At 67.1% G+C, this 13,139-nt stretch carries 12 protein-coding genes and 1 pseudogene; 8 read left to right on the forward strand and 5 right to left on the reverse strand.

Annotated features, from left to right (window positions below):
• The first annotated feature begins 10 nt into the window (after window positions 1-10).
• The 3 genes from fliR to IV112_RS03045 are packed head-to-tail and all read left to right on the forward strand — an operon-like array spanning window position 11 to window position 4,015.
• Window positions 11-793 carry a flagellar biosynthetic protein FliR gene (gene fliR, locus IV112_RS03035; RefSeq protein WP_304000985.1) on the forward strand — a complete coding sequence of 261 codons (783 nt, stop codon included), beginning with the start codon at window positions 11-13 and terminating at the stop codon, window positions 791-793.
• Window positions 786-1,931 carry a flagellar type III secretion system protein FlhB gene (flhB, locus tag IV112_RS03040; protein ID WP_304000986.1) on the forward strand — a complete coding sequence of 382 codons (1,146 nt, stop codon included), beginning with the start codon at window positions 786-788 and terminating at the stop codon, window positions 1,929-1,931. Before fliR ends, flhB begins: the two co-directional genes overlap by 8 nt.
• Window positions 1,928-4,015, forward strand: coding sequence for a flagellar biosynthesis protein FlhA (locus IV112_RS03045; protein ID WP_304000987.1), 2,088 nt, complete (start codon window positions 1,928-1,930; stop codon window positions 4,013-4,015). The genes flhB and IV112_RS03045 overlap by 4 nt, the downstream gene beginning before the upstream one ends.
• A 9-nt stretch (window positions 4,016-4,024) precedes the next feature.
• Here IV112_RS03045 and IV112_RS03050 read toward each other — a convergent pair whose 3' ends face one another.
• From IV112_RS03050 to IV112_RS03070, 5 genes are all read right to left on the reverse strand, one after another.
• On the reverse strand, window positions 4,025-4,477 hold the full coding sequence (locus tag IV112_RS03050; protein ID WP_304000988.1) for a hypothetical protein: 453 nt from the start codon (window positions 4,475-4,477) through the stop codon (window positions 4,025-4,027).
• A gap of 124 nt (window positions 4,478-4,601) precedes the next feature.
• Window positions 4,602-5,435: a flagellin gene (locus IV112_RS03055; RefSeq protein WP_020164126.1), complete on the reverse strand. Its 834-nt coding sequence runs from the start codon at window positions 5,433-5,435 to the stop codon at window positions 4,602-4,604.
• Between the two features lie 232 nt (window positions 5,436-5,667).
• Window positions 5,668-6,528, reverse strand: coding sequence for a flagellin (locus IV112_RS03060; protein ID WP_304000989.1), 861 nt, complete (start codon window positions 6,526-6,528; stop codon window positions 5,668-5,670).
• A 103-nt stretch (window positions 6,529-6,631) separates the two neighbouring features.
• Window positions 6,632-7,597, reverse strand: coding sequence for a hypothetical protein (locus tag IV112_RS03065; protein WP_304000990.1), 966 nt, complete (start codon window positions 7,595-7,597; stop codon window positions 6,632-6,634).
• 96 nt (window positions 7,598-7,693) lie between these two features.
• Window positions 7,694-8,536, reverse strand: a complete 843-nt coding sequence (locus IV112_RS03070; RefSeq protein ID WP_020164129.1) for a flagellin — start codon at window positions 8,534-8,536, stop codon at window positions 7,694-7,696.
• Between the two features lie 332 nt (window positions 8,537-8,868).
• Here IV112_RS03070 and IV112_RS03075 point away from each other — a divergent pair, with 332 nt between their 5' ends.
• From IV112_RS03075 to fliI, 5 genes and pseudogenes are all read left to right on the forward strand, one after another.
• Entirely contained in the window at window positions 8,869-9,213 is a 345-nt protein-coding gene (locus IV112_RS03075) for a flagellar hook-basal body complex protein FliE (RefSeq protein ID WP_304000991.1), read from the forward strand.
• Between the two features lie 21 nt (window positions 9,214-9,234).
• Window positions 9,235-10,956: a flagellar basal-body MS-ring/collar protein FliF gene (fliF, locus tag IV112_RS03080; protein ID WP_304000992.1), complete on the forward strand. Its 1,722-nt coding sequence runs from the start codon at window positions 9,235-9,237 to the stop codon at window positions 10,954-10,956.
• Window positions 10,928-11,965 carry a flagellar motor switch protein FliG gene (locus tag IV112_RS03085; RefSeq protein ID WP_304000993.1) on the forward strand — a complete coding sequence of 346 codons (1,038 nt, stop codon included), beginning with the start codon at window positions 10,928-10,930 and terminating at the stop codon, window positions 11,963-11,965. Before fliF ends, IV112_RS03085 begins: the two co-directional genes overlap by 29 nt.
• Entirely contained in the window at window positions 11,962-12,675 is a 714-nt protein-coding gene (gene fliH, locus IV112_RS03090; protein WP_304000994.1) for a flagellar assembly protein FliH, read from the forward strand. The genes IV112_RS03085 and fliH overlap by 4 nt, the downstream gene beginning before the upstream one ends.
• Window positions 12,672-13,139 (forward strand): annotated as a pseudogene (gene fliI, locus IV112_RS03095) (flagellum-specific ATP synthase FliI); the annotation flags it as partial. The gene fliH and the pseudogene fliI, both read left to right, overlap by 4 nt.

Genomic DNA, 13,139 nt, shown 5'->3' on the forward strand with positions numbered 1-13,139 from the left:
CGCGGACGACGTGGAACCGCTGTTCAACCAGATGCTGCCGCTGCTGCACACGCTGTGGTGGCCGTTCTGCCGCATCCTCGCCATGTTCAGCGCAGCGCCGCTGATCGGCGAGACCACGTTGCCGATGCCGGTGCGCATCCTGCTGTCGCTTGTGCTCGCGGTCGTCATGCTGCCGCTGGTGCCGGGTGGCGCGCAGATCGATCCGTTCTCGCTGAATGGCGTCGTCACCACGGTGCAGGAGGTACTGATCGGCTTCGTGATGGGGCTGGCCTTCCACCTCGCGATGGCCGTCATCATGGTGCTCGGCTTCCTGGTGTCGTCGCAGATCGGCCTGTCGATGGCGCTGATGAACGATCCGCTCAACGGCGCTTCGTCCGACGTCGTGTCCAGCCTGCTGGCGACCATGTGCGCGCTGGTGTTCTTCGCCGTCGACGGCCATCTGCTGCTGGCCGGCGTCATCGGCGCCAGCTTCGGTGCCTGGCCGGTGGGCGGCGGCATCCCGCTGTCCACACTGCAGGCGATCGCGCTCAACGTGGCCTGGGTGTTCTCGGCGGCGCTGCTGCTCGCGGTGCCCATGGTGTTCGCGACCATGGTGGTGCAGATCGGCTTCGGCTTCCTGAACCGCGTGGCGCCGTCGCTGAACCTGTTCTCGCTGGGCTTCTCGCTGGTGACCGTGTTCGGCCTGTTCATGCTGGGCCATGTCGCGCGCGTGGTGCCGCAGCACTATCTGCGCATGTGCGGGCAGGTGCTCGACATGCTGCAGCAGCAGATGAGGGCGGTGCCGCATGGCTGACGAATCCGGCAGCAGTGGCGACAAGTCCGAGAAACCCTCGCAGCAGAAGCTGCGGAAGACGCGCGAGAAGGGGCAGGTCGTCCGCTCGCGCGATCTGGCGACGGCGGTCGGCATCCTGGTCAGCCTCAAGCTCATCGTGCTGATGATGCCTTCGCTGCTCGACGACTTCCGTGACCTGTTCGCACTCGGCTTCGTGCCGCTGGACGGCGATGGCGCGCTCGACAACGCGTGGTCGGCGCGCTTCGCCGCCGCCTCCACGCTGCTGCTGAAGATGCTGTTGCCGCTGTGTGCGGTGCCGCTGGCCATCCTGATTGCATCGCTGCTGCCCGGCGGCTGGGTGCTCAACGTCGAGCACTGGCAGCCCAAGCTGGAACGCCTGAGCCCGATCAAGAATCTGGGTCGCCTGGTGTCGCCGAAGCACCTGTTCGAGGTGGCGACCTCGGTGCTTAAGGCGACCGCGCTGTGCAGCGTGCTGTGGTACGTCTGCAGCCGCGGCGTCACCGATTTCCTGATGCTGCAGTCGCTGCCGCTGGACCGCGCGCTGATTGCCGGCGCCGATCTGATGCTGGACAGCATCATGGCGCTGTGCGCTGTGTTCGTCGTGTTCGCGCTGGTCGATGTGCCGGCGCAGGCCTTCTTCTTCCTGCGCAATCTGCGCATGACCAAGCAGGAGGTGAAGGAGGAGCACAAGTCGAGCGAGGGCCGGCCCGAAGTGAAGCAGCGCATCCGCCAGCTGCAGCGGCAGATGGCGCGGCGCGGCGTGCGCAAGGCGGTGCCGGGGGCCGATGTGGTCATCGTCAATCCAGAGCATTACGCGGTCGCGCTGAAGTATGACGAGCGCCGCGCGCAGGCGCCTTTCGTCATCGCCAAGGGCGTGGACGAAATGGCGCTCTACATCCGCGCCATTGCCGCCGAGCATAGCGTCGAGACGGTCGAGCTGCCGCCGCTCGCGCGCGCCATCTACAACACCAGCCAGGTCAACCAGCAGATTCCGCTGCCGCTGTACCGCGCGGTGGCGCAGGTGCTCACCTATGTGCTGCAGCTCAAGGCCTTCCGCCGCGGGCAGCGCCGGGGCGAACCGCGGCTGCCGACCGACCTGGTCATTCCGAAACATCTGAGCGAGGTGATGCCCGCATGAACTTCCTGAACCGCCTGGTCGACGAAATGCGCCGGCACCGCGTCGCCACACCGGTGTTCCTGCTGCTGATACTGGCGATGGTGATACTGCCGCTGCCGCCGGTGCTGCTCGACGTGCTGTTCACGTTCAACATCGTGCTCGCGCTGATCGTCATCCTGGTCAGCGTGTCGGCCAGGCGGCCGCTCGATTTCTCGGTTTTCCCGACCATCATCCTCGCCACCACGCTGATGCGGCTGACGCTCAATGTCGCCTCGACGCGGGTGGTGCTGCTGCACGGTCACGAAGGCACGCACGCCGCCGGCCAGGTGATCGAGTCCTTCGGCAACGTGGTGATCGGCGGCAATTTCGTGGTCGGTCTGGTGGTGTTCGTCATCCTGATGATCATCAACTTCGTCGTCGTGACCAAGGGCGCCGAGCGCATTTCCGAGGTGTCGGCCCGCTTCACGCTGGATGCGCTGCCGGGCAAGCAGATGGCCATCGACGCCGATCTGAACGCCGGCCTGATCAACCAGGAGAAGGCCCAGGCACGCCGTCGCGACGTGGCGATGGAGGCCGACTTCTACGGCGCCATGGACGGCGCGTCGAAGTTCGTCCGCGGCGACGCCATCGCCAGCATCCTCATCCTGCTGATCAATATGGTGGGCGGCGTCATCATCGGCGCGCTGATGTACGACCTGAGCCTTGGCGATGCCTTCCGCCAGTACGCGCTGCTGACCATCGGTGACGGTCTGGTGGCACAGATCCCGGCGCTGCTGCTGTCGGCGGCAGCGGCCATCATCGTCACCCGCATCAGCGATTCCGGCGACTTCGAACAGCAGATCAGCGCTCAGCTGCTGACCTCGCCGACGGTCATGTACGGCGCGGCGGCGATGATGGCGGTGCTGGCCGCCATTCCGGGCATGCCCACGCTCATGTTTGCGCTGTTCGCGGCCGTACTCGGATTTGTCGGCTGGCGGCTGTCGGGGATGGCCGAGCGACCGGCGCAGAGCGATCTGGGTGAGGTCGAGAGCGCACTGATCAACAGCCGCGCACCCGAACTCGACTGGAGCGATCTGCCCGTGGTCGAGCCCGTCACCATCATGCTTGGCTACAAGCTGGTCGGCTTGATCGACGCAGCGCAGGGCGCGCCGCTGACACGGCGCATCAAGGGCGTGCGCCAGAGCCTGAGCGAAACCATGGGCTTCCTGCTGCCGCCGATCGGCGTGCGCGACGATCTTTCGCTGAAGCCTTCGCAGTACTCAGTGCTGCTCAGCGGCGCGGTGATCGCGCAGGCCGAGGTGTTCGCCGACCGGCTGATGGCCATTCCGTCGCCGAAAACCTACGGCACGCTGGACGGCATTCCGGGCATCGAACCGGCCTACGGCATGCCGGTTACGTGGATTGCCCCGGAGGACAAGGCGCACGCGCTCGGCCTCGGCTATCAGGTGGTCGAATGTGCTTCCGTCATCACCACGCATCTGTCCAAGCTGGCGCGCGAACACCTGGCCGAACTGTTCGGCCACGAGGACGTGCCGGCGCTGCTGGAGCGGCTGTCCGCGCTGACGCCCAAGCTGTCGGCGGCGCTGGACAAGGCAATGACGCACACCCAGCTGCTGCGCGTGTTCCGCGTGCTGCTGGCCGAGAACGTGTCGCTGAAGGACATCGTGCCGATCGCGACGACGCTGGTCGAGAACGCCGAGGTGACCAAGGACCCCATCCTGCTGGCGGCCGAAGTCCGCTGCGCGCTGCGCCGGCAGATCGTCGGCGCCCTGGTCGGGCCGCTGGCCGAGATGAAGGTGTTCAATCTCGGCAGCGAGCTGGAGAACATGCTGCTCGGCTCGCTGAACCAGGCGCGCCAGACCGGCAAGGCAGCGCTGGACAACTATCCGATCGACCCCAATCTGCTGGCCCAGCTGCAGACCCACATGCCGTTGGCGCGCGACCAGATGAAACAGCAGGGCGGCACGCCGCTGTTGCTGGTGATGCCGCAGATCCGCCCGCTGCTCGCACGCTACGCGAGGCTGTTCGCGCCGGGGCTGCAGGTGCTGTCGTACAACGAAGTGCCGGAGCAGCGCGACGTCAGCGTCGTCGGCACGCTGGGCTGAGCGGTGCGCTCAGCGGAGCCCGCCGCTGCGCGCAAACAGGAAGGCGTGAGTGAGCCAGGCCGTGCGGCAGGCTGCGACCTCGATCGCCACGATGCGTCGCTGCGCGAGGATGGGCAGTATGTAGTCGATGCAGCGAACGCCGCCGTTGGCGTCGCGCGTCGCGCGGCACAGCAGGCCGGTGCGCCGCAGATCGTCGTCGGACACCACCTCGCAGGGCGACAGGCGGTCGTGCCCGTTCTCGATCAGGAACTGCAGTGCCACCACGAAGGCGGCACGCGCGATGCGGATGTCGTGCGGCACGATGCGCACGAAGGGTCGGTCTGTCTCGTGCAGGATTTCAAAGTCGATGTCGGACACGCCGTGCGTGGCGTAGCGCTGGCCATCGCCGATGAGGTGCCAGATCGCGTCTATCGTCGCTTCCGAATGCGATTCGCAGATCGCAGATTCGCAGCGGTTCCTCATATGGATCATCCTTCCGGTTGGTAGTGCGTCGCCAGCGCCACGGCGAACGCCCGCGCCGGTGAGACCGGGGCGGGCGGACGCGGAACGGGAATTGCCGGACGCCGGAGCGTCGGCAGTCGCGGCATTACTGCATCAGCGACATGACGAGCTGGGACATGCTGGAGCTCTGCTTGAGCATGGAGGTGCCCGCTTGCATGAGCATCTGCTTCGAGGTCATGTTGGCGGTTTCGGACGCGTAGTCTACATCCATGATGCGACCGCGGGCCTGTTCGGTATTGGTCTTCATGTTGGCCAGGTTGTTATAGACGTGGTCCAGTCGGTTCGACGCGGCGCCGATCTGCGAGCGCAGCGTGCCGACGGCGGTGATGGTCGTCTCCGCCAGCGTGATCGCGGCGTTGGCGGCGGTCGAAATGTCACCGGCGTTGAGTGCGGTGACCGCGGTGGTCAGCGTCGTGAAGTTGGCCGAGGTGTCGACCACCATGGTTTCCGCGGCGTCGGCACCGATCTGGAAGGTCACGCCGCCGGCGGTGGCCAGCGTGCCGCCGGTCAGCAGGGCCTGACCGCCGAACTTGGTATTGGTCATGATGTTGGTCAGTTCCAGGCCCAGCTGGTCGTATTCCGCCTTCATCGCGGTCTTGTCGCTGGCGTTCGAGGCACCGTTCGACGCTTCGGTCGCCAGGTCCTTCATGCGCAGCACGATGTTGGTGATTTCGGTGAATGCGCCTTCGGCGGTCTGCATCATCGAGATGCCGTTCTGCGTGTTGCGCTGGGCGACCGCCATGCCGCGCGTCTGAGCACTCAGGCGGGTGGCGATCTGCAGGCCGGCGGCGTCGTCCATCGCGGAATTGACGCGGAAGCCGGTGCCCAGGCGGGTCATCGAAGTGGACAGAGCTTTCTGGGTGCCGCCGACCGAGTTCTGTGCGGTCAGGGCGGCGGCGTTGGTGTGAAGGCTGAGCATGAATGGTCTCCGGGTCGAGGGGCGGGGATCGGCCACCGGTACGGGGCGTGTTCGCCGCCGCGTTGGCCTCATCAGGAAAAGGCGACGCGGAAGGAAGCAAACTTAAATTGCTGCCGTGTCCGTTTCGCGACACGTCGGTCGCAGGCCAAAAAAAAGCCAGCCGCACTGACGGGCGCGGCTGGCTCAGCCTGCTGCACACGGACCCCGGAGGGTGCGTGCCGCGGGGGGAGGGTTACTGCATCAGCGACATGACGAGCTGAGACATGCTGGAGCTCTGCTTGAGCATCGAGGTGCCGGCCTGCATGAGCATCTGCTTGGAGGTCATGTTGGCGGTTTCGGAGGCGTAGTCGACGTCCATGATGCGTCCGCGGGCCTGTTCGGTATTGGTCTTCATGTTGGCCAGGTTGTTGTAGACATGGTCCAGGCGGTTCGACGCCGCACCGAGGTCGGCGCGCACCGAGCCCACCTCGTTGATGCGCGACTCGAGCTGGCCGATCGCGGCGGTCGCGTTGGCCGAAGTCAGGATTTCACCGAGCGAGGTGGCGGTGGCGTTGCCGGCGCCGGTGGCGAAGGCAGCGTCCAGGTTGGTCAGCTTGGTCACCACGTCCACCGTCATCGTTTCCGCGGCGGCGGCGCCGATCTGGAAGGTGGTGGTGGCCGCGCCCAGCGAGCCCGCGCCCTTGAGCAGCGCCTGACCGCCGAACTTGGTATTCGTCATGATGTTGCCGATTTCCGCCGCGAGCTGCTGGTACTCGGCGTTCATCGCGGTCTTGTCGTTGGTATTCGATGCACCGTTGGCGGCCTCGGTCGCCAGGTCCTTCATGCGCAGCAGGATGTTGGTGACTTCGGTGAAGGCGCCTTCGGCGGTCTGCATCATCGAAATGCCGTTCTGCGTGTTGCGCTGGGCCACGGCCATGCCGCGGGTCTGCGCGTTGAGGCGGGTGGCGATCTGCAGGCCGGCGGCGTCGTCCATCGCGGAATTGACGCGGAAGCCGGTGCCCAGGCGGGTCATCGAGGTCGACAGGGCTTTCTGGGTACCGCCCACCGAGTTCTGTGCGGTCAGGGCGGCGGCGTTGGTGTGCAGGCTCAGCATGGAAGATCTCCGGATAGGGGGTTCTGGCTTCGGACCACCGGCGCGAGAAGATTCGCGCTTTCGATGTCCTCATCCGGACAGGGCGACGCTGGCGCGCCGGACCTTAAATCGGCTGTGTCGTTCTTGCCGCGGGAAGGTGTGAGCCGCCGGACTGCAGCGCCGTCAGCGCGAGCAGCACTTCGGCGGCGACACGGAACAGCGGCAGCGGCAGGTGCGCGTGCAGTGCCGACGGACGGGTGATGTCGAGCCCCCTCGTGCGCAGTCCGCCGGCGGGCACGCGCAGCAGCCGGCATGACGCGAGCCGGGTGCCGGCGAGCACCAGGGCCGCCGCCAGCGCGGGCAGAATGTCGCGCACATGGGCGACCGCCCGGTCGCCATCGATGCGGAACTGCAGATGTACGCCGGCGGCAATTTGCAGCCGGACCTGCACCATGCCCTCGCCAGGCAGTTCGATCTCGATCAGCAGAACGGCCGACGCGGCAGCGGCGGCAGTGTGCTTCGCATCGTCGTCGTCGCCGACGAAAAGTCGTGCCTGCTGACCGTCGGTCAGATGCACAGGGAATATCCAGCGCTCGCTGCCGGGCAGCGGGAGCAGGGGCGGGGCGCTGACGCGGCCCGGTTCGCCGGGCAGCGAGGGCGTACCCGTGGCGGCGCTGTCCGCGCGCGCCAGTTCGGTCGTGATCTGCCGGAACACGCGGGTACGCAGTGCGGTGGCGAGATCCAGCGCGCCGGGCGCGCGCCAGCGCAGATGGCGCAGCAGCAGCTGGTCCGGCTGCATCGCCGCCGACAGTTCATCGGCCTGCGCCGACGGCCGGGCGGAAAGACCGGGCGCCTCGGCGTCGACCTGGAGTTCGACCGCGGGCGAGGTGGACAGCACCCGGACCGCGATGCGCTCGCCTGCCACCAGCGGCCGGCCCAGCAAGGCCAGACCCTGCAGGCGGGAGGCCACCGCGTCGTCCGCGATATCGACGGCCGCGCCGGCGTCCGCCGGCAGCGGCGAAGGCAGACGCTCGGGAGGGCGCCGCAACGGCAATGTCAGGGCGAGACGCGGAATCCTCTCTATCGTCATGGCGAATGCTCCGGATGTGAAAGAGCCAACCGTCCGGCGGGCACGGTTGGCTCGTCCTGCGGTGCGCGGCCCGCGGGGCCGCGCGGGCCATCAGCGTTACTGCATCAGCGACATGACGAGCTGGGACATGCTGGAGCTTTGCTTGAGCATCGAGGTGCCGGCCTGCATGAGCATCTGCTTGGAAGTCATGTTGGCGGTTTCGGACGCGTAGTCGACGTCCATGATGCGTCCGCGGGCCTGTTCGGTATTGGTCTTCATGTTGGCCAGGTTGTTATAGACGTGGTCCAGGCGGTTCGACGCTGCACCAAGCTGGGCGCGCACACCGCCGACGTCGTTGATCCAGCCTTCGATGTCGCCGATCGCCGTCGCCGCGGTGGCGGCGGTCGTGATGTCGCCCAGCGTGGCGGCCGTGGTCAGATCGGTCACCAGCGCGGCCAGATCGGTCGATACGTCGACCGACATCGTTTCCGCGGCGGCGGCACCGATCTGGTAGGTGATGGCGCCGGCCTGCAGCGAGCCCGCGCCATTGAGCAGGGCCTGACCGCCGAACTTGGTGTTGTTCAGGATGTTGCCCAGTTCGGAACCCAGTTCCTGGTACTCGGCGTCCATCGCCGTCTTGTCGTCGGTGTTCGACGCGCCGTTGCGGGCTTCGGTCGCCAGATCCTTCATGCGCAGCAGGATGTTGGTGATTTCGGTGAAGGCGCCTTCGGCGGTCTGCATCATCGAAATGCCGTTCTGCGCATTGCGCTGGGCCACGGCCATGCCGCGGGTCTGGGCGCTCAGTCGGGTGGCGATCTGCAGACCGGCGGCGTCGTCCATCGCGGAATTGACGCGGAAGCCGGTGCCCAGGCGGGTCATCGAGGTCGACAGGGCTTTCTGGGTACCGCCCACCGAGTTCTGTGCGGTCAGGGCGGCGGCGTTGGTGTGCAGGCTCAGCATGGAAGATCTCCTGGTCTATGTCGGCGGGTGCGGATCGGGCGTCATGCGCCCTCCACCCTGACAGGCGACCGACACCGACCCGGTCTTAAATCCGCCTCACCCCTTCGCTGCCGCGTTTGCCGCGCCCTCATGTGAACTTTCTCACGTGAATTCTTCCTTGTGGCATTTAATCGGTTATTAATCAATGGTTTGTGTCGTTCATGAAGTTTGTATTTACATGTAAAGTTCTCGCCCGCGGGGTCGATACATACACGTACGGTTAAGCAGCGCATGCTGTTCCACATAACACCTGCCGGGCATCGCTGCCGGCAAGACAAACAGGTAATGCGTGTATGGGATACGAATTCGCCAGCGCGATCGGCGCCAGCAAGGCACTGATCGAAGCCGATGCCACGAACATGGTTGCGAGCGCTGCCATGCCGCTCCAGCCGGCACTCCGGTTCGGCGGTGGCGACGGCGCCGGATTTGCCGGTGCCATGCAGGACGCCGTGCAGCGCGTCGACGCGATGCAGCACGACGCTTCGCAGCGGATGGAAGCGGTGGACAGCGGGCAGAGCGACGACCTCGTCGGCGCCATGCTGGCCAGCCAGGAAGCCAGTCTGTCCTTCTCGATGCTGATGCAGGTGCGCAACAAGGTTGTGGGGGCCGTCGAGGACCTCATCAAGCTGCCCCTCTGACTCTGACCCGGAACAGCTCACGTGATCGCAACCGTACGCGGCGGCCTGCAACGCCTGCGCGCCGGCTCCGGGGCCATGCCCTCGCTGCCGCCGGCCTTCCTCAAGAGCCTGGTTCCGTTGATGGTGATCGCTGTCGCCGTCACCGCGCTCGTCCTCATGTATCTGTGGCAGGACCAGGCCAGCTACAAGCCGGTGTTCGGCGCCCGACAGAAAGTGGCGACGGCCGACATGATGTCGGTACTCGATGCCGAAGGGATTCCTTACCGCCTGCACCCGGAGAGCGGGCAGGTGCTGGTGCCGGACGCCCAGCTTGGCCGCGCGCGCATGCTGCTCGCCGCCAAGGGCGTGGCCGCGCAACTGCCGGCCGGCCTCGAACTGATGGACCAGAACGATCCGCTGGGCGTCAGTCAGTTCGTGCAGGACGTGCGCTATCGCCGCGGCCTGGAAGGTGAGCTGGCGCAGAGCATCCTGACGCTGGACGCGGTCGATTCGGTGCGCGTGCATCTGTCCATCGCCCGCTCGACCTCCTTCGTCGCCACCGACGGTGAGAAGAGCACCGCATCGGTGGTGCTCGGCCTCAAGCCCGGGCGCACGCTGAGCCCCGAGCAGATCGCCGCCATCATCAATCTGGTGGCCGGCAGCGTGTCGACGCTGGACCCGCAGCGCGTCAGCCTGGTCGACCAGGCCGGCAACTACCTGTCGGCGCGTGTCGATCTGAGCGACGGCTTCGAGACGCACGGCGGCAACGAGGCCGCACACCGCTTCCAGAACGAGGCGCGCGGCAATGTGCGCGACCTGCTGTCGCCGGTGCTGGGTGAGCACAACTACCGCGTCAGCGTGACCGCCGAGGTCGACAACGACCGCGTCGAGGAAACGCACGAGAAGTACGGCGAGGCGCCGCGCGTCACCAGCGAGGCGACGCGCGAGGAACAGGACCGCAACCGCGTTGCGCTCGGTGTACCCGGTTCGCTCAGCAACCGCCCGGTCGCCGCACCGGCCGCCCAGGCGCCGGCGCAGCCGGGTGCTGCCGGTGAACAGGCGCCAGCCGCCGCGGCCGACGCCGCCGGCGCGCGCAAGAACGCCTCGACCCGTCAGTACGCCTACGACCGCAGCATCACGCAGATCAAGCGCAGCCGCGGCCGGCTGCAGAAGCTCAATGTCGCCGTCGTGCTCAACAACGCGGCCGCGGCCGATCCGGCCAAGGGCTGGAGCGAGGCCGAGATCAGGAACATCGAACGCATCCTCGCCAATGGCCTGGGCATCAACGCCGAACGCGGCGACCAGCTGGTCGTGTCCTCGCTGAACTTCCCGGCGCAGCCGGAAGCGCCCGCCTGGTGGGCGCAGCGCGACAACATCGTCGATATGGGGTCGTGGCTGCTGTATGCCGTGGGCGGGCTGCTGGCGCTGCTGTTCGTCGTGCGCCCGCTGGTGCGCTCGGCGCAGCAGCGCATTGCACCGGCCGCCACGCAGGACGACGACATTCCCGTGCGCGACGCCACGCCGGACGCTGTGCCGCCGGCCGTCGGCGCGGCGCCCGCTCTGGCGCTGGACGGCGCCGGTGCCGCGGACGGCAGCCCGGTGGTATCGCTGCTCGAAAACTACGACCTGCCGCCGCCGGGCTCCCCGGTCGACGTGCTGGTCGAACATCTGAAGGTCCTGGCCGGCAAGGAGCCGGAGCGGGTCGCCGAAGTCGTCAAGCAATGGGTGCAGAAGAATGGCCGATCCGAACAACCCGCTGAGTAATCCCATCATCCCGTCGGGCAGCAATCTGAGCCCGCTCGAGCAGGCCGCCATCGTGCTGCTGAGCATGGGCGAGGAGCCGGCGGCCGGCGTGCTGCGCTGTCTGTCGCGCGAGGAACTGCTCGAAGTGACCGGCGTCATGTCGCGCCTGAGCGGCATCAAGGTCGAGAGCGTACGCACCGCGATCCAGCGCTTCTTCGACGAGTACCGCGAACAGAGCGGCGTGCATGGCGCCTCGCGCGCCTACCTGAAGCGCTCGCTCGATCTGGCGCTCGGCGGCGAGATCGCCAGCAGCGTGCTGAACAGTCTCTACGGCGACGCCATCCGCCCGCTGATGGCGCGTCTGCAGTGGGCGTCGCCGAAGTGGCTGGCCGACTTCATCGCCGACGAACACGTGCGCATGCAGGCGGTATTCCTCGCCTTCCTGCCGCCGGCGCTGGCCGGCGCCGTGATCGACGCGCTGCCGGTCGACGGGCGCGACCTGCTGCTGCTGAACGTGGCGCGGCTGAAGGAGATCGACCACGAACTGCTGGTCGAGCTGGAAGAGCTGGTTAACCGCTGCCTCGCCAGCCTGGGTTCGCAGAGCGCCAGCGTCGAGGGCACGCGTCAGGCTGCGGAAATCCTGAACCGGCTGTCCGGCAACAAGCAGCAGATGGTGGAACAGCTGCGCGCACGCGATCCGCAGGTGGTGTCCGAGATCGAGATGAGCATGTACGACTTCTACATCCTGTCGCGCCAGTCCGATACGGTGCTGCAGCGCCTGCTCGAAGACGTGCCGCTGGAACAGTGGGCGATTGCGCTCAAGGGTGCCGAGCCCGAAGTGCGCGACGCCATCATGCAGACCATGCCGCGCCGTCAGGCGCAGAGCTTCGAGGACACGATGCGCCGCACCGGCCCGGTGCCGCTGAGCCGCATCGAGCAGACGCGCCGCGAAATCATGGCCCAGGTGAAGACGCTGGTCGACGCCGGCGAGATCGAGGTGCAGCTGTTCGCCGAGGCCGTCGTCGAATGAGCGGCGTGCGCCCACACCGCTTTCCGCCGCTGGCACAGATTGCCGCCGGCCGCGCTGACGGACAGTCCGCCGCGCAGTACCAGCAGTCGCTGGCCGACGGATTCCGGCAGGGCATGGACGAGGGCTACCGCGTCGGCCATGAATCCGGCTTCGCCGACGGCCTGGCCGAAGGTCGCGAAAACGGCCGCCAGGAAGGCCTGCAGGCGGGGCGCGAGGAGGCGATGCGGCAGACGCTGGCGTCGTTCGAACAACTGGCGCGGCCGCTCGACGCCATGCTCGAACGGCTGCAAGGCCTGCAGGCGGACTACCAGACCGCACTGCGCAAGGAAGTGGTCGACCTGGTGGCGCGCGTCGCCCGCCAGGTGATCCGCTGTGAACTGGCGCTGCAGCCGGCGCAGCTGCTGTCGCTGGTCGACGAGACACTGGCGGCGATGCCGCCGACCCGGCAGGGCATCGAGGTGCACCTGAATCCGGAAGACCTGAAGCGCATATCCGACATCGACGCGCCGCGTGCCGCGCGCTGGCATCTGGTCGCCGATCCGCGTCTGGAACTGGGCGAATGCCTGGTGAAGGCGGGCGATCACGAAGCCGACGCCGGCTGCGCGCAGCGCTTGGCCGCCTGCGTCGAACAGGTGCGCGCACAGCTGCTTGATGGCGTCGACCCGCCAGCGGCGGCGATCGAAGCCCCCTTTGCTGCGGAGGCCGCATGATCACCGACGTGCTGCGCCGTCTGGAAATCGGCGACGTGCCGGTGGCTACCCCCACCGGTCGCCTGGTGGGTGCCTCGGGCCTGCTGCTCGAAAGCGCCGGCTGCCCGCTCTATACCGGTCAGCGCTGCCAGATCGAAACGATGGACGGTGGCTGGCTGGACGCCCAGGTGGTGGGTTTCCGCGACAAGCTGTCCTTCCTGATGCCGTTCAAGAAGCCGGTCGGCCTGACCACCGGTGCCCGTGTGCTGCCGGTGCAGGACAAGCTCGATCTGATGATTGGCCCGTCCTGGCTGGGACGCATGGTCAACGGTCTCGGTGAACCGATAGACGGCCTCGGCCGCCTCGGTGGCGAACATCCGCTCGACCCGCATCCGCCGCGGGTGCATCCGCTGAAGAAGAAGCGCGTATCCGAGCCGCTCGACGTCGGCGTGCGCGCGATCAACGGCATGCTCACGCTGGGCAAG

The sequence above is a fragment of the Methyloversatilis discipulorum genome (assembly GCF_018780585.1).
GTDB lineage: Bacteria > Pseudomonadota > Gammaproteobacteria > Burkholderiales > Rhodocyclaceae > Methyloversatilis > Methyloversatilis discipulorum_B.

Excerpts from the sequence above, each read along its gene's own strand:
- flhB (WP_304000986.1), top strand. The coding sequence starts at position 786 with ATGGCTGACGAATCCGGCAGCAGTGGCGACAAGTCCGAGAAACCCTCG.
- IV112_RS03075 (WP_304000991.1), top strand. The coding sequence starts at position 8,869 with ATGGGATACGAATTCGCCAGCGCGATCGGCGCCAGCAAGGCACTGATC.
- IV112_RS03045 (WP_304000987.1), top strand. The coding sequence starts at position 1,928 with ATGAACTTCCTGAACCGCCTGGTCGACGAAATGCGCCGGCACCGCGTC.
- IV112_RS03050 (WP_304000988.1), bottom strand. The coding sequence starts at position 4,477 with ATGAGGAACCGCTGCGAATCTGCGATCTGCGAATCGCATTCGGAAGCG.
- IV112_RS03070 (WP_020164129.1), bottom strand. The coding sequence starts at position 8,536 with ATGCTGAGCCTGCACACCAACGCCGCCGCCCTGACCGCACAGAACTCG.
- IV112_RS03065 (WP_304000990.1), bottom strand. The coding sequence starts at position 7,597 with ATGACGATAGAGAGGATTCCGCGTCTCGCCCTGACATTGCCGTTGCGG.
- IV112_RS03085 (WP_304000993.1), top strand. The coding sequence starts at position 10,928 with ATGGCCGATCCGAACAACCCGCTGAGTAATCCCATCATCCCGTCGGGC.
- IV112_RS03055 (WP_020164126.1), bottom strand. The coding sequence starts at position 5,435 with ATGCTCAGCCTTCACACCAACGCCGCCGCCCTGACCGCACAGAACTCG.
- fliH (WP_304000994.1), top strand. The coding sequence starts at position 11,962 with ATGAGCGGCGTGCGCCCACACCGCTTTCCGCCGCTGGCACAGATTGCC.
- IV112_RS03060 (WP_304000989.1), bottom strand. The coding sequence starts at position 6,528 with ATGCTGAGCCTGCACACCAACGCCGCCGCCCTGACCGCACAGAACTCG.